At 67.9% G+C, this 15,540-nt stretch carries 16 protein-coding genes; 11 read left to right on the top strand and 5 right to left on the bottom strand.

Annotation, left to right across the window (positions count from 1 at the left end; genetic code table 11):
• Nucleotides 1-93: 93 nt before the first annotated feature.
• Nucleotides 94-699: an alpha-ketoglutarate-dependent dioxygenase AlkB gene (locus DIE22_RS02935; RefSeq protein WP_124604476.1), complete on the bottom strand. Its 606-nt coding sequence runs from the start codon at nucleotides 697-699 to the stop codon at nucleotides 94-96.
• Between the two features lie 189 nt (nucleotides 700-888).
• Nucleotides 889-2,040 carry a metallophosphoesterase gene (locus DIE22_RS02930; protein ID WP_124604475.1) on the bottom strand — a complete coding sequence of 384 codons (1,152 nt, stop codon included), beginning with the start codon at nucleotides 2,038-2,040 and terminating at the stop codon, nucleotides 889-891.
• A gap of 462 nt (nucleotides 2,041-2,502) precedes the next feature.
• Between DIE22_RS02930 and DIE22_RS02925 the strand changes: the two genes are divergently transcribed.
• The 5 genes from DIE22_RS02925 to DIE22_RS02900 all read left to right on the top strand — a co-directional run bounded on the left by DIE22_RS02925 (nucleotide 2,503) and on the right by DIE22_RS02900 (nucleotide 8,486).
• On the top strand, nucleotides 2,503-2,796 hold the full coding sequence (locus DIE22_RS02925; RefSeq protein WP_124604474.1) for a hypothetical protein: 294 nt from the start codon (nucleotides 2,503-2,505) through the stop codon (nucleotides 2,794-2,796).
• Nucleotides 2,793-3,842, top strand: coding sequence for a multidrug transporter subunit MdtN (mdtN, locus tag DIE22_RS02920; protein ID WP_124604473.1), 1,050 nt, complete (start codon nucleotides 2,793-2,795; stop codon nucleotides 3,840-3,842). The genes DIE22_RS02925 and mdtN overlap by 4 nt, the downstream gene beginning before the upstream one ends.
• Complete coding sequence (locus tag DIE22_RS02915) at nucleotides 3,823-5,913, top strand: FUSC family protein (protein ID WP_124604472.1); 2,091 nt, start codon at nucleotides 3,823-3,825, stop codon at nucleotides 5,911-5,913. Before mdtN ends, DIE22_RS02915 begins: the two co-directional genes overlap by 20 nt.
• On the top strand, nucleotides 5,900-7,447 hold the full coding sequence (locus DIE22_RS02910; RefSeq protein ID WP_124604471.1) for a TolC family protein: 1,548 nt from the start codon (nucleotides 5,900-5,902) through the stop codon (nucleotides 7,445-7,447). The genes DIE22_RS02915 and DIE22_RS02910 overlap by 14 nt, the downstream gene beginning before the upstream one ends.
• Before the next feature lie 331 nt (nucleotides 7,448-7,778).
• Nucleotides 7,779-8,486 carry an MgtC/SapB family protein gene (locus tag DIE22_RS02900; RefSeq protein ID WP_011659108.1) on the top strand — a complete coding sequence of 236 codons (708 nt, stop codon included), beginning with the start codon at nucleotides 7,779-7,781 and terminating at the stop codon, nucleotides 8,484-8,486.
• Between the two features lie 57 nt (nucleotides 8,487-8,543).
• Here DIE22_RS02900 and DIE22_RS02895 read toward each other — a convergent pair whose 3' ends face one another.
• A complete protein-coding gene (locus tag DIE22_RS02895) occupies nucleotides 8,544-9,263 on the bottom strand; it encodes an autoinducer binding domain-containing protein (RefSeq protein WP_105787035.1) in 720 nt (239 codons plus the stop codon).
• A gap of 73 nt (nucleotides 9,264-9,336) precedes the next feature.
• Between DIE22_RS02895 and DIE22_RS02890 the strand changes: the two genes are divergently transcribed.
• The 4 genes from DIE22_RS02890 (at nucleotide 9,337) to DIE22_RS02875 (ending at nucleotide 12,174) form a co-directional block, all read left to right on the top strand.
• Nucleotides 9,337-9,780, top strand: a complete 444-nt coding sequence (locus DIE22_RS02890; protein WP_124604469.1) for a DUF4902 domain-containing protein — start codon at nucleotides 9,337-9,339, stop codon at nucleotides 9,778-9,780.
• A gap of 206 nt (nucleotides 9,781-9,986) precedes the next feature.
• On the top strand, nucleotides 9,987-10,595 hold the full coding sequence (locus DIE22_RS02885; RefSeq protein WP_105833364.1) for an acyl-homoserine-lactone synthase: 609 nt from the start codon (nucleotides 9,987-9,989) through the stop codon (nucleotides 10,593-10,595).
• Between the two features lie 50 nt (nucleotides 10,596-10,645).
• Nucleotides 10,646-11,407 (top strand): hypothetical protein, encoded by a 762-nt coding sequence (locus tag DIE22_RS02880; protein WP_185640532.1) that lies wholly within the window; start codon nucleotides 10,646-10,648, stop codon nucleotides 11,405-11,407.
• A 437-nt stretch (nucleotides 11,408-11,844) separates the two neighbouring features.
• Nucleotides 11,845-12,174 carry a VOC family protein gene (locus DIE22_RS02875; RefSeq protein WP_124604468.1) on the top strand — a complete coding sequence of 110 codons (330 nt, stop codon included), beginning with the start codon at nucleotides 11,845-11,847 and terminating at the stop codon, nucleotides 12,172-12,174.
• Between the two features lie 568 nt (nucleotides 12,175-12,742).
• On the opposite strand, the gene ribA is transcribed toward DIE22_RS02875, so the two are convergent.
• Nucleotides 12,743-13,393, bottom strand: coding sequence for a GTP cyclohydrolase II (gene ribA, locus DIE22_RS02870; RefSeq protein WP_006752576.1), 651 nt, complete (start codon nucleotides 13,391-13,393; stop codon nucleotides 12,743-12,745).
• A 177-nt stretch (nucleotides 13,394-13,570) separates the two neighbouring features.
• Between ribA and DIE22_RS02865 the strand changes: the two genes are divergently transcribed.
• Nucleotides 13,571-14,032, top strand: a complete 462-nt coding sequence (locus DIE22_RS02865) for a CBS domain-containing protein (RefSeq protein ID WP_124604467.1) — start codon at nucleotides 13,571-13,573, stop codon at nucleotides 14,030-14,032.
• A gap of 152 nt (nucleotides 14,033-14,184) precedes the next feature.
• Here DIE22_RS02865 and DIE22_RS02860 read toward each other — a convergent pair whose 3' ends face one another.
• A complete protein-coding gene (locus tag DIE22_RS02860) occupies nucleotides 14,185-14,514 on the bottom strand; it encodes a DUF4148 domain-containing protein (protein ID WP_124604466.1) in 330 nt (109 codons plus the stop codon).
• A gap of 513 nt (nucleotides 14,515-15,027) precedes the next feature.
• Here DIE22_RS02860 and DIE22_RS02855 point away from each other — a divergent pair.
• Nucleotides 15,028-15,426, top strand: a complete 399-nt coding sequence (locus DIE22_RS02855) for a GreA/GreB family elongation factor (RefSeq protein ID WP_124604465.1) — start codon at nucleotides 15,028-15,030, stop codon at nucleotides 15,424-15,426.
• Nucleotides 15,427-15,540: the final 114 nt, after the last annotated feature.

The following is a 15,540-nucleotide window of genomic DNA, read 5'->3' as shown; positions in this document are numbered from 1 at the left end:
AACGCGCCGCATGGACGACCGACGGATCGTATCGATCGAAAACGGGTCATGATCGAACGTGAGCGCGCGGCGCCGGGGCGGCAGGGCCAGCGGCTAACGACCCGCCGCCGCTGGCATGACTCTCCGGAACGTCAGATTGATGCGCTCGCCCTGCACGGCCGGCGCCTTCGGCACGCGGTGCTGCCATTCGGCCTGCGTGCGGCCGCGCATCACGAGCAGGCTGCCGTGCGTCAGCCGGTACGCATGCACGACGCCGGTCGCACGGTGACGCAGGTCGAACACGCGCATCGCACCAAGGCTGACCGACGCGATCACCGGTGTTTCGCCGAGCTCCGGCTCGTTGTCCGCATGCCAGCCGAGGCTGTCCTGTCCGTTGCGGTAACGATTGAGCAGCACGCTGTTGAAATGCGCGCCGCACGTGGCCTCGACTGCACGCTTCAGGTCGAGCACGGCCGCCGTCCACGGCGCGGGCACGTTGCGGATCCCCGAATACACGTAGACGGCGTCCGGCTCGCCCTGCCACGCGGTGAGCCGCGGCAGCGGAATGCGGCCGCGCGGCGTACGGATCGTGTCCTGGCGCCATGCGACTTCATCGATCAGCGCGGCCAGCACGCGATCGGCGTCGGACGGTGCGAGCCAGTCCGGGTACCAATCGACGTCGGGCGCGGGCGTATCGGCGAATAGATCGGGCGTCGACATGTCGGGATCAGGCAAAAATGAACGGTACAGACGGACCATGTCTGCATGGTAGACAACGGCGACACGCGCCGCCATGCGCTGTCATTCCGGCGCGCGACGCGGCCGTCCGCGCGAACGGCGAAGCCGATGCATTTGCGGCGTGTCACGCGATCATCACGGTGCGCGTCGATTTCGACGCTATCGCGCCCGTCACCCAGTCGCGCGCGTCAACCGGATCAGCGTGATTTCGGACGGCACGCCGAAGCGGTTCGGCGGCCCCCAGTAGCCGGTGCCGCGGCTCGTATAGAGCCACATCGCGCCGAACCGGTCGAGCCCGCCGATCACCGGCTGCTGCAGACGCACGAACGGCGGCCACGGCAGGAACTGGCCGCCGTGCGTATGGCCGGACAGCTGCACGGTGAAGCCGGCGCGGCTCGCCGCTTCCGCGCTGCGCGGCTGGTGCGCGAGCAGGATCTTCGTCGCGACGTCGCGTGGCGCGCCCGCCAGCGCCTGCTCGGGATCGCTGCGATGCGCGGGATCGAACCCGCCCGCCGTGAAATCGGTGACGCCCGCGAGCACCGCCCGCGCACCGTCGTGCTCGATCAGCACGTGCTCGTTGAGCAACACCGTCAACCCGATTCGCCGGAATTCGTCGATCCACGCGTGCGCGCCGGCGTAGTACTCGTGGTTGCCCGTCACGAGGAAGCTGCCGTGCCGCGACTGCATGCGGCCGAGCGGCGCCGTGTGTTCGCGCAGCCGCTTGACCGAGCCGTCGACCACGTCGCCCGTCACGACGACGAGATCCGCATCGAGCGCATTGACCGCCCGCACGATCCGCTCGATATAAGGCCGCTTGATCGTCGGCCCGACGTGAATGTCCGACAGTTGCACGATCGTCAGCCCGTCGAGCGCGGCCGGCAGCCCGTCGACCGGAATCGACACGCGCTTGACCGCCGCCGTGCGGCGCGCGCCGACGAATCCGATCGCGGTGACCAGCACCGCGGCCACCAGCACGCCGAGCGCCGTGTCGGCGCTCGCGCCGCTCCAGGCGCCGTCATGCCCGAGATGCCGCCACACGATGACGCCGAGCAGCACCAGCTCGCGCAGGAACGTCAGCACCAGCAGCGACGAGAAGAAGCCCATCGCGAGCGAGCCGGCCCAGCCAACGAGCGTCGCGGCCCAGCCTTCGTCGAAGCGGCGCGAGAACATGCCGACCGGGATCAGCACGACGAAGCTCGCCAGTACCAGCGCCGCGATCGTGCGCGCGAGCGGCGACGCGAATGCGCCGGGAATGATCCGCAGCCCGACATACAGATGGAACAGCACGCCGATTGCGATGAACCGGACAAAGAAACTTCGCATGGAACACTCATCCTCGTTGCGCTACCACCGTCGCGCGGCGCATCGGCCGGGATCGTGACGTCAAGTTCTCGTCATGCCCCGCGCCACGCGCCGCGTCCTTCGCACGATGGTACACAGATACCGGCCGACTCGACCGGGCGCGGATTCGCAACCGCTCGAGCAGCAATCCGGCAATCGCTGCCTCGATTCCCGCACATCGGCGAACAAACGTCGGCGGCGGGGTTCCGCCTGACGATCCTTTACAGTCCGTCGGCACCCATGCGAAAGCAAGCGCTGGCAGAATCGCGGACCGCGCCACGACCGCACCCGAACCGCCTCCGGGCGCCCCGGCGCGCGCCGCATCGCTGGCGGTCCGCATCGCGCTGATTTATGATCGGCTCCGTATCGCGGAATCGTCGTCGCGGCAACGAACCGCATTGCGCCGTGCCCGGCATCCACCCCCAACGTCGAGCTCGTCACGCCATGAGAAAAACAACGCCGCGCGTACCCCTGCGCGCCGCCGCCACCCTGGTGCCCGCCCTGCCGCTTGTGGGCTGCACGTCGCGCGGCGCACCGTCGTACGTCCTGTTCGGCGCGTATTTCCCGCTCTGGCTCGTCAGTGCGATCGTCGGCATCGTCGGCGCGATCGTCGCGCACCGCGTGTTCGTCGCGACCGGCTGGGCCGCCACCGTGCCCTACCAACTCGCCGTCTGCACCGCGATCGGGCTCGTGGTCGCCGTGATCGTATGGCTCACCGGCACGGGGCCGTTTGCATGAAGGCCGCCGGAATCGCCCGCCCCTCCACGAAAGGCCGCGTGATCGCGCTGGCGATCGTCGCGCTCGGCATCGCCGCGCTCGCGTATGCGTACCACCGCACGTCGGCCTACCCGTCCACCGACGACGCGTCGATCGACGCGGACCTCGTCCACGTCGCGTCGCCCGTCGGCGGCCGCATCGTGCGTCTCGCCGTGCACGAGAACCAGCGCGTCGCGAAGGGCGACCTGCTGTATGAAATCGACCCGGTGCCGTACCGGCTGACGGTCGCGCAGGCGCAGGCCGATGTCGAGCTCGCGCGCGCATCGCTCGACACGCGCCGCCGGTCGCTGATCGGCGAGCATTCGAACGCGGCGGTCGCCGCCGAGCAGGTCAAGCGCGCGACGCAGAATTACGACCTCGCGACGCGCGACGCGAACCGCCTCGCGCCGCTCGCCGCGCAGGGCTACGTGAGCGCGCAGCAGTTCGACCAGGCGAAGGTGCGGCAGCGCGATGCGGCCGTGTCGCTCACGCAGGCCAAGGAACAGCAGCGATCGTCCGCGCAGACGATCGGCGACGATGCCGACGCGATCGCGACGCTCCATGCGCGCGAAGCCGCACTCGCCCGCGCGCAGCACGCGCTCGACGATACGGTCGTGCGCGCGCCGCACGACGGGCTCGTGACGGGCCTGACGGTGCTCGCCGGCGAAACCCTCGCGCCGAACCAGTCGATCTTCACGCTGATCGACGCAAGCGAATGGTTCGCGGTCGGCAATTTCCGCGAGACGTCGCTGAATCGCATCGCGGTCGGCGATTGCGCGACCGTCTATTCGATGATCGACCGCAGCCGTCCGCTGACGGGCAAGGTGGTCGGCATCGGCGCGGGCATCGCGGACAGCGATCGCATCAACCTGCCGCGCGCGCTGCCGATCGTGCAGCGTTCGGTGAACTGGGTGCATGTCGCGCAGCGCTTCCCCGTGCGCGTGAAGCTCGCCGAACCCGACGGCAAGCTCGTGCGTGTCGGCGCGAGCGCGATCGTCGAGGTCCGGCATGGCTCGGCCTGCCGCTGACGTCCGCGCGCCGGGCCCGCGCGAAGTCCTGCGACTGCTCGCGCCGTTTCCGGGGCGCACGTCGATCGCCGTGCGGGTCGCCTTGATCTGCGCGCTGACCGTGCTCGTGACGAGCGCGTACGGTACGCCCGAAGCCGCGCTGTCCGCCTACGTCGTGTTCTTCATGATCCGCGCCGACCGCGTGACGAGCATCGTGCTCGCGGCGGCGCTGCTGCTGATCGTCACGGTCGTGATCGGGCTCGTGCTCGGCATCGCGATCTTCAGCATCGACTATTCGATCCTGCGGGTCGCATGCATGGCCGTGCTGTCGGTCGGGCTGCTGTACCTGACGTCGGCCAGCAAGCTGCGCCCCGTGGGCGCGATCCTCGCGATGATCGTCGGCTTCGGGCTCGACCAGCTCGGCCTCGCGCCGTTTGGCGAAGCCGCGACCCGCGCGCTGCTCTATATCTGGCTGACGATCGCGATCCCGGTCGGCGTTGCGATCGTCGTCAACCTGCTGATCGCGCCGTCGCCGCGCCGGCTCGCGCTCGCGCAGATCGCCAAGCGCCTGCGGCTCGCCGCGCGGCGGCTGCGCGGCGACGACGACGCGCGCGCAGCATTCGACGCCAGCCTGCGCGAAGGCGACAAGCAGTTGCTGACGTGGCTCAAGCTGTCGAAACTCGAAGGCTCGTCGAGCGCCGCCGACGTTGCGGCGCTGCGCCAGGCGATTGCGTCGAGCACGGCGCTGATGGTCGGCGTCGCGCTGGCCGATCGCGAACCGGACGCGCGGCTGCCCGCCGCGTTCGCCGCACCGATCGCGGCCACGCTCGACGAGATGGCGGCCATTCTCGAGCGCGGCGGCTATCCGGTCGACGCGACGCTCGCGCTGCCGCCGGCCGATACACTGCCGCCGCTCGCGCGCGTCGCCGCGACCGATCTCCATGCGGCGATCACGCGCTTCGCGGAACCGGGCGCGGCGGCCGATACGACTGCACCCGCGCCGGCCGCCCCCGTCAGCGCGTCCGCTGCCGCCCGCCCCGAGCCCGTCGCCACGCCCGCGCCGGCGCCGCGCGGCGGCTTCTTCCTGCCGGATGCGCGCAGCAATCCCGATCACATCCGCTATGCGCTGAAGACGACCGCCGCGGCCGTCTTCTGCTATCTGCTGTATTCGCAGCTCGACTGGTCGGGCATCCATACGTGCGTCGTCACCTGCTACATCGTGTCGCTCGGCTCGACCGCCGAGACGGTCGAGAAGCTCACGCTGCGGATTGTCGGCTGCATCGTCGGTGCGCTGCTCGGCACCGCGGCGCTCGTGTTCGTCGTGCCGGCGCTCTCGTCGATCGGTCAGCTGATGGCGCTGGTGTTCGCCGGCGCGTGGCTGTCCGCGTGGGTCGCGTTCGGCTCGCCGCGCATCGGGTATGCGGGCTTCCAGATCGCGTTCGCGTTTTTCCTGTGCGTGATCCAGGGCGCCGGCCCCGGCTTCGACCTGACCATCGCGCGCGATCGCACGATCGGCATCCTGCTCGGCAACGTCGTCGTGTATCTCGTATTCACGCGCATCTGGCCCGTCAGCATCGGCAAGCAGATCGACGTCGCGCTCGCCGCGCTGCTCGAGCAGTGGCGCCGCGTCGTGCAGATCGCGCAGCCGGCCGAACGTCGCACGCTCGCCGCCGAAGCCTTCGCGCGCCACGGCGCAATCGCGCAGGAACTCGGCCTCGTCCACTACGAACCGTCGTGGGTACGCCCCGCCGCCACATGGCTTGCCACCCGGCGCCGCGCGCTCGCGGAACTCGGCGCGCTCGAAGGCCCGCTGTTCCTGCTCGCCGAGCGCACGCCGGGCGACGCGGCGATCAGCGCGCGGCTCGCGCGCGTGGTCGTGCTGCGTGACGGCGACCCGGCTGCCGACACTGCTGCGCCGGCGCCGCCGTCGACAGCAAGCGCGGCAACCATGCCGGCCCCGCCGCCGGCCGCCGCGCCCGCCGACCCTGCACGCGACGCGCTGCTGAACCTGATCGACACGCGGCTCGCGCACATCGCCGACGCCGCGCGTCAAGCCACCCCGAAGGAGCCTGCCCCTCATGCGCGTCCCTGAACCGCTGGCCGCGTCGATCGCCGCCGCCGCGCTCGCGACTGCCGTCGCGCTGGCCGGTTGCGCAACGTCGTCGATCGATCTGGCGCCGGACGCACCCGATCGCCCGTGGCAGCCGCAAACGTCGACCGCGGGCGACATCGTGCCGGCCCCGCCGCTCGCGTCCGCGCAACGCGCACCGCACGACTACACGCTGCCGGCCTCGCCCGCGCTCGCATCGGTGTCGCCGCCCGCCGCGCTCGATGCCGCGCATCCCTACACGCTGCCCGAACTGATCGACCTCGCCGAATCGACGAACCCGCTGACCCGCATCGCGTGGAACGACGCACGCAACGCGGCGCTCGCGGTCGGCATCGCGAAGGCCGCGTACCTGCCGAACCTGTCCGCGACCGCGATGGGCGCGTACCAGACGAGCCACGGCTCGACATCCACAATCCTCGGCGACGCGTCGAGCAACACGACCGTGCACGGCACCATCTCGGCGCTGTCGCTGCAATGGCTGCTGTTCGATTTCGGCGGCCGCGCGGCGCGCGTCGAGGCGGCCGAGCAGGCGTCGGTCGCGTCGAACGTCGCATTCACGGCCGTGCATCAGCAGGTGATCCACGACGTGACGGTCGCGTACTACCGCTACGAAGCCGCCCGCTCGCGCGCGGCCAGCGCGCAGCAGGGCCTGGCGAACGCCGATGCGATCCTCGCGGCGTCCCGCGCACGGCTCAGGCAAGGCGTCGGCACCGTCGTCGAACTCGCCCAGGCGACGCAGAACCGCGCGCAGGCGAATCTCGCGCTGGTGCAGGCGAACGGCGCGCAAAGCGACAGCTATCTCGCACTGGTTTCCGCGCTCGGCATCTCGCCGCTGTCGAAGCCGTCGATCGCCGCGCTGCCGAAGCGGTCGCTGCCGCCGGCGCTCGCGTCGTCGGTCGACGCGATCGTGTCGGATGCGATCGCGCGCCGTCCCGACCTGCAGGGCGCGTATGCGCTCGAGCAGGCCAACCGCGCGAAGATCAAGGCCGCGGAAGCCGCGTTCATGCCGAAGATCTTCCTGTCCGCGTCGACGTCCTATGCCAGCGGCGGCACGGCGATCACCGCGCTGCCCGCGATCGGCGACCAGGCGCCGACCGTCAACCTGAACGGCAGCCGCTACGGCGGCGGCGTGTTCCTCGGCGTGACGATCCCGCTATACGATGGCGGCCTGCGCTCGGCAGTGCTGATGCAGGCACGCAACGATGCGCAGAGCGCTTCCGAGCGCCTCACGCGGACCAAGGAGGAAGCCGTCCGCCAGGTCGTCGCCGCACAGAATGCGGTGCAGACGAGCCTCGCGTCGCACGACGCGGCCAAGGCGCTCGTCGATGCCGCGCAGACGAGCTACGACGCGGCGCTGACCGCGTACCGGAACGGCGTGGGCTCGGTCACCGATGCGACGATCGCACAAAGTCAGCTGCTCGCGGCCCGCAACGCGGAAGTCGACAGCTACGCCGGCGCGCTGTCGGCCGCCGCCGCGCTCGCGCTCGCGACGGGGACGATCGGGTCGTCGCAGTAGCCGTCGCGGTGAGGCGCCGGCCGTGCGCGGCCGGCCGCCAAACCGGTTGACGGGTGCGCGGGCGGCCTACTAGAATGCCGCCCATTCTTCCTTCAGGAACCATCGTGGACAGTTGCAGCACTCCGTTGCGTGCGCCGCTTGCCGCCTGAACGCCTGTCCGACGCAGTTCTCCTGCCGCGGCTCGCGTTCCGCGAGCCCGCACGCCTCCCGTTTCACACCGAATGACGCATTCGCGCGGTACAGTGCCGCGCGATGACGGCCATCGTGCCGCGTTCGGCATCGCGCCGCCGCGACGCGGGCCAACATGCGCTCATTGCACGGCAGGACACTCATGACTCTCGATTTCGCACTCCGTCTTTTCGTCGCGTTCGCCTGCGGCGTCGCGATCGGCCTCGAACGCCAGATGCGGCAACGCACGGCGGGCCTGCGCACGATCACGCTCGTCGCGAGCGGCGCGTGCCTGTTCGTCACGCTCGGCGTGCTGACCGGCAACGGCGTGGCCGGCGTCACGCAGATCGCCGCCTACGTCGTGTCGGGCGTCGGCTTTCTCGGCGGCGGCGTGATCATGCGCGACAAGGGGTCGATCCAGGGCATCAACACGGCCGCGACGCTGTGGTGCTCGGCCGCCGTGGGCGTGCTGGCCGGCTCCGGCCACTTCGTGCCGGCGCTGGCCGGCACGGGCGTCGTGCTGCTCACCAACACGGTACTGCGCGGCGTCAGCCAGGCGATCAATGCGACCCCCGTGTCGAATGCCGATCTCGTGCGCGAATACCAGATCACCGTGATCTGCCTCACCGCGGACGAAGTGCACATCCGCACGCTGCTGTCGAATTCGATGTATGCGAAACCGCTGTCGTTCCAGAGCCTGACCAGCGAGGACGTGCCCGAGCAGCCGGACCGGCTGAAGGTGACCGCGACGCTGAAGCTGCATCCGAAGGATCAGCAGAAGCTCGAGCAGATCGCGAGCCGGATGAGCATGGAGAAGAGCATTTCCAGCGTGAGCTGGACCGCGAAGGAAGCGGAACCGCTGATGGAGTGAGCGGCAGCGGTCGCGCGTGCGATCCGGCGGCAGGACTGCCCCGCCGCCGGTGCCGCGTCAGGGCGTTTCGATGAGTCCGGCCCCGATCGCCTTGACCACCGCCTGGACCTTGTTCGTCGCGCCGAGCTTCTCGAGAATGTTGTTCACGTGGAAGTTGACCGTGCGCTCCGAGATGCTGAGGATCTGGCCGATCTCGCACGCGGTCTTGCCTTCGGCCGTCCAGCACAGCACCTCGCGCTCGCGCGCGGTCAGCGTGACGCTCGACTCGGGCGACAGCTTCGGCACCATGAAGCGGCTCATCAGCGAATGCGACAGGTTCGCGAGCCAGTTCGTCTGCAGCGTCAGCATGTTGATCTCGGCCGGCGTGAGCCGATCCGCATGACGTGCGATGCTCAACAGCCCGAACGCGCCGCGCGCCGCCCAGCTCGACTGCGCAACGCCCACCGACAGCCCGTAGTCGCGCGCGTCCTGCCACAACGGGCACGGGTCGATCCGGTCGACGTCCGGCCACACGATCATGTTGGTGCTCAGCGCGCCGTCGCGAACCGTCGAATCGATCTCGATGTAGTTCTGCGCCTGGTAGCGCGCCATCCAGCCGTCGGGATAGGTATTGAAGATCGCGACGGCCGGCTTCGATACGGGCAGCGGCACGCGAATGCCGTAACAGCAATATTCGAAGCCGAGGCGTTTAGAATAGGCAGCGATCCGCTGGAAGAGCTGCTGCTCGTCTTCCGCGGCACTGAATTGTTGGTAGGCATCCTGCCAGCGTAATTCCATTATTTCTCCGACAACGTCACGCTGTCATACCTGTCAGGTGCCAGCGCCGGTTCGGGGCTGATACATTCCGCGCATGACTTCACCTTTGTTGCACCCGGTCCGCGGCCCGTCTCCGGACGGCTACGTACGGCTGTCCGAAAACGCACTGGCCGCGCTCGCGCTCGACCATGTCGCCAGCGACCTCGACGCATCGCTGCTCGCGGAACTGCGCGACAGCGCCATCGACGCGCGCCTGGCCGGCTACACCGAATGGCACCGCCCGGCCAGTGCCGGCGTCGCATACCTGACGGTCGGCTGGGACTGGTATCTCGAACGTGCAACGGGCGCGTTCGTGATCGCGGGCGGCGATGTCCGCAGCAACATCATGGCTGTGGACGCCAACGGCACCGACCTCGGCATGTTCCGCACCGCCGCCGCGCTCGTCGCGCGCCTGGCGGGCATCGACTGGGCCGCCGCCGTCGCATCGGCGCTGCTCGGTCGTAACGACACCTATCATGCCGGTCCCACGCTCCAGTGACAATCGGCCACGCTTTCCTCTGACATTTCCTCACGACTGGCGCTCTTTATAAGCAAAAGCCGCCCGTATTTCAATCCCGCCGATCAAGAAACCGTTACCACCGGTCAAATCGCGTCGGCACACGTCTACCTGTAAGAGTTACCAGTTACCGCCTCCTCGGGACGCGCGCTGTAATGCGTGCATACAAAGACCAATCCGAGGACACCATGCGAACCTTCGTTCACGAGGAAGGGCGGTTGCCGCACGAACTTGCAGCGGATCTAGGGCGCTATCGGCGCCGTGTATTCGTGGAACAGCTCGGTTGGGCGCTTCCGTCGGCGAACGAAAGTTTCGAGCGCGATCAGTTCGATCGCGACGATACCGTCTACGTCTTCGCGAGAAACGCCGGCGGCGACGTGTGCGGATGTGCGCGCCTGTTGCCGACTACCCGCCCGTATCTGCTGAAGTCGCTATTCGCCGACCTGATCGCCGAAGACGTCCCGCTGCCGCAATCGGCCGCCGTCTGGGAGCTGTCCCGGTTCGCGGCGACAGGCGACGAAGGTGGTCCGGGCAATGCCGAGTGGGCCGTCCGCCCGATGCTCGCCGCAGTCGTCGAATGCGCGGCGCAGCTGGGCGCGCGGCAGCTGATCGGCGTGACGTTCGCGAGCATGGAGCGGCTGTTCCGCCGGATCGGCGTGCACGCGCACCGGGCAGGCCCGCCCAAGCAGGTGGACGGTCGTCTGGTTGTCGCGTGCTGGATCGACATCGATCCGCAAACGTTTGCCGCACTTGGAATCGAGCCGGGACGGGCCGCCCGGCAAGCCATCGCCGCCTGAGCCGGAACGCGCGTAGTCCGGCCGCGGCATCGTAACGAAGGAGAACCAGCTTGGACCAGTCTCAGGTCTTTCGCGCGATGATGCCCGGCTTGACGGGTGCCGGCGGCGCCCGCATCGCAGTCGCCTACCCGTCGTTCCTGCGGCCGCTGCCGCTCGTGCGGCTCGATCGCCGCGGCCTCGTATTCCGGGCGGCCGGCGCCGCGCCGCTCGTCTGCGGGCTGCCACGCACGGCGATGCTGCTGGTCGCCGACGAGCCGCTCTGCTCGCTGCGCCTCGTGATCCGCGACATCGCCGTTGCCGACGACGGCCGGCACGACCTCACGATGCAGCCATCCGGGGCCGCCGGCGACGAACTGCTGTGGCACGCGCTACGCGAGCGCGAACCATACCGGCAGATCCGGCAGCCGCTCGCGCCCGTCGACGCGGCCATCGCATCGAACGGCGAGCCGCAGGCCGCCGGGGATGCCGCGCAGCGTCCGTCGCGCAGCGCGGCATTCCGTCTGCGCAGCCACAGCGATGCGCTATTCTTCGCCGACTGGCTCGAATATCACTTCGATGAGTTGCGCGCGCTGTCGCAGCGGCACGGGCCGCAATTGCAGCTCAACCAGTTGCAGCGGCAGGTCGCCGACGACGAGGTGGGCGTGCGCTTCCTCTACGACATCGATGGACACGCGACGCGGCACGCGCTGACCGACTGCGCGCGCGAGGCCTGCGCGTGGATCGAGATGGAAATGCGCGACAAGTACGCGGTACCGGTTGCGCAGGAGCGGTTCGGCGCATTCGCCGCGCACGCGCGGGCAGGCGGCAAGTGAGCATGTGCGAGCGACGGCGGGCCCGCGGATACGCGACGGTCGGTGGGTCGAACGGCAAATGTTCCGTGGCAGGACGTGGCGGAATGTCGGATCTCGGGGAGGAGCCGCGATACGCGGTGCCTCGCCCTTGCCGCAGGCAGGAAGGCTCGATCAGCGCTGCGTTGCACAATTACAACTAGGGCTTGCCATCCCTCGGGTTTTCCCTTAAAGTTGCGTCTGTCTCCTCCATGTCTCCAAACATGGATTCAGCCCGCTCCAGTAGCGGGCTTTTTCTTGCCTGCGCGGTTTAGCGGGGACACATCAAAACTCCCTGCCATCCGGCACATTCACCGTGGCCGGCGGCTTATCATCGGCGAACCGTCACGCACAGCCGACGTCGTCATGCACGCCCATCTGCGCATTGCCCGCCCGTCGCCGACCTCGCCCGAACCGAGCGTATGTACCGCGACGCGTTCGAATTGTCCGTACTCGCGCGCTTCGACGATCACGACGGCTTCTCCGGCGTCATGCTCGGACGAAAAGGGCTCGACTACCACTTCGAGTTCACGCATTGCCCGGCGCATCCGGTCGCACCCTCGCCCACGCCCGAAGATTTGATCGTCTTCTATGTGCCCGACAACGGCGCCTGGGAAGCCGCATGCGCACGCGCAGCCGCGCACGGCTTCATGCGTGTGGCGTCGTTCAATCCGTATTGGGATGCCTCCGGACAGACGTTCGAGGACACCGACGGCTACCGGATCGTCCTGCAGAACGCGGAATGGCGTTGACGGGCAGGCATGCCAGAACCGTTGCGCACTAAGATCGGCGGCGGGACGAACAGTCATCGCGCATGCGGCAAATACCACATGCGGCGGTCGCAGCGCGTGGCCTTGCGGCGACGCGAGATGATCACCGAGATCGCGTGCGTCGGATTGCGCTTCGAAGCGTGCGATGGTTGCCCGCGCATCGGCCACCGACCTCGGGCCGCGCGCGAGCCATGCGGTCACGTCGGGATCTGAACGCGTCGCCACCAGCGCGCCGGCATCGTCCGGGCGCCGGCGATGCAACATCAAACGTTCGGTTTCGATCTTCGATGGCGCGGTCAACCGTGATCGGGATGTACAGAGCGCACGGGATGCGTCGAGCCGCACGCGGGCAATTTCGATAGCGCGGTAACGAGCCCGAATGCAAACTGAAGGAGTGAGACGATCGCGATCGTCGCCTGAACCGGCAAGAAGCGTCGACGGTCACAAGCACCGACGACGAGAAATGAATGCAGCGGAACGCATCGCCCGGCCCGGCGTTCGCCGAATGCGCGCGCGGGCGCCCGTTCGGGCGCCCGCGCGTCGAACGCGCTTACTCGTTCTCTTCGAAGTAATGCCCGAACTTCACCTGCTTGGTCCGGATATAACGCTCGTTTTCCTCGCGCATGGGCACCGCGAGCGCCACGCGTTCGCAGACGGGAATGCCGTGCTTCACGAGCGTGTCGAACTTCTTCGGGTTGTTGCTCATCAGACGCACCGACGTCACGCCGAGGATCCGCAGGATCGCGGCGGCCGAGTCGTATTCGCGGGCATCGTCGGGCAGGCCGAGGTCGAGATTGGCCTCGACCGTATCACGCCCCTGCTCCTGCAGTGCGTATGCGCGGATCTTGTTGCTCAGGCCGATGCCCCGCCCTTCGTGGCCGCGCAGATACAGCAGCACGCCGCGGTCTTCCGCCGCGATGTAGCGCAGCGCGAGATCGAGCTGCTCGCCGCAATCGCAGCGGTAGGAGCCGAACACGTCGCCGGTCAGGCACTCGGAATGCAGCCGCGCCAGCACGGACTGCTCGCCGGTGACGTCACCCATCACGAGCGCGAGATGTTCGGCATCGCTGCCCGACACGCGGAAAGCGTACGACGTGAACGTACCGTAGCGCGTGGGCAGCGACGCGGTGGCGACGAGCGTCACGCACTCGTCGGCCTGGCCATTGCCCGGCGTGGGCGATTGGGGACGCGAAGACATCATGAATTGAGTCGAAACGATCAGGAATGTAGGAGTTGTGTGGATAGTGCGTGACCGGAGTTTACCGCTAATCTGAAAACGTCACGCGACTGCCTCAGTCGGCCCGGCTATACTGGGCCCATCGGGTGCCGCGCATCACGCCCTGCCTTCCCTGCATCGTCCCGCACACGGAGAAAGCAAATGAGCACGACTGTCGCGCAAATTCTCAAGGCCAAGCCGGATTCCGGCCGCACGATCTACACCGTCACAAAAGCCGATTTCGTCTACGACGCCATCAAGCTGATGGCCGAAAAGGGAATCGGCGCCCTGCTGGTCGTCGACGGTGACGACATCGCCGGCATCGTTACCGAGCGCGACTACGCGCGCAAGGTCGTGCTGCAGGACCGTTCGTCGAAAGCCACCCGCGTCGAGGAAATCATGACGGCCAAGGTACGCTACGTCGAACCGTCGCAATCCACCGACGAGTGCATGGCGCTGATGACCGAGCACCGGATGCGCCACCTGCCCGTTCTCGACGGCGGCAAGCTGATCGGCCTGATCTCGATCGGCGACCTGGTGAAGAGCGTGATTGCCGACCAGCAATTCACGATCAGCCAGCTGGAACACTATATCCACGGCACCCCGGCGGTCACGTCCGTCTGATCCATCCCAGCGAAAAAGGCCCAAACGCGCGAGCGTCTGGGCGGGAAAGCCGCCGGAATGCGGCGACGGAGGTTCTGCTCTGCTGACGCGGACGCGCGCTAGCGGCGCGCGTCCCGTCGGTCACATGCTGTGCTCGGGCGGACCCGGGATGTTCAGTTGCCGAAGTAGACGGAGTTCACGGGGTTCGGGGCTTCACGCGTGACGCGGCGGCCCGACTGGCCTGCGCTCATCGCCACGGCACCGTAGCCGCTCGTATCGGCTTGCGCGAGCATCGGCTGGTTCGGCTGAATCCGTTGTTCCGCGGCCTGGATGTCCTGCGGATATTGGGAATCGCTCGCGACCGGCTTGTAGCCGTTCTGTTCGAGTTGCACGAGATCGGCCCGGACCTGCTCACGGGTCAACCCCAGCCCGGACTGTGCGAACGATGCGATCGGGGCGGCAAGGACGGATGCAGCGATCGCTGCGTAGATGATCGACTTCATGATGGACCTCCGAAATATGTTCTCTTTTGGCGTCGCTCCCGGCAGGACTGTCTGAAGCGATGGAAACAAGTGTAGTGCTCGCGATACCAAGGGGAAACCCTTGGTTTGAACATACAGCGTTGCGTTTTTGGAAAATATCCATCGCCGTCGGGTCACTGGATCGCCATCACTTAAAGCATTTGCACAACAATGCCTGACGGAAGGCCGACAGCCGAATCGCCGATCCGGAAGGTTGTGTTGTAGAATCGTAAGGCTTTATTCACCCGTCGGTACCCTATCCACCATGCACGCGCCCACGCCTCTTTCGGTTTTGCCGTCCGGCCCCGCCGGCGTGTGCATGCGCGCCGGTCATCCGGCGCCCACCTGCATTCGACGCACGGCCCAGGCACCGCTCGCCCCTGCCCGGCGCCTGATCTGACGGCACGGTCTCCTCCCGGAGCCAGGTCAGACAGGCTCCGGGCGATCCTCATAGGCATGCCACGCCTGCCCCCGCCGATCATTTGGAGAACTGCCATGAAACAACGCCTTTACCAGCTGAGCGAAGTCGACGTCGCTCGCCTCGAGAAGCACGCCGAACACAACCCGCGCTTCCAGGCGATGCTCGACGCGCTGCTCGAGCGCGCGGACATCGTCCAGCCCGACGCCATCAAGGCGAACGTCGTCACGATGAACTCGCAGATCACGCTGCTCGATGAAGCGTCCCAGGAACAAGCCACCTGGACGATCGCTTATCCGGATGCCGCCAATCTCGAACTTGGACGCCTGAACGTGTTCTCGCCGGTCGGCATGGCGCTGCTGGGCACGCAACGCGGTCAACTGGTGAAGGTGCTGCAGCCGAGCGGCGCCGAAAAGCTGATGAAGGTCGCGGCGATCGTGTTCCAGCCGGAAGCCAACGGCGAATACACGCGCTGACGCCGCTGCGGGCCGGCAGCGTATCTCGGCCATCCCAAACGAAAAGCGAGGCCCCGAGCCTCGTTTTTTTGCGTCCGGACGATACGCACCGTCGTCGCGACCTGCGTCGCCGTA

It is taken from the genome of Burkholderia sp. Bp9142, assembly GCF_003853415.1.
Classification (GTDB): domain Bacteria; phylum Pseudomonadota; class Gammaproteobacteria; order Burkholderiales; family Burkholderiaceae; genus Burkholderia.
This window is presented reverse-complemented; position numbering and strand designations above follow the sequence as displayed.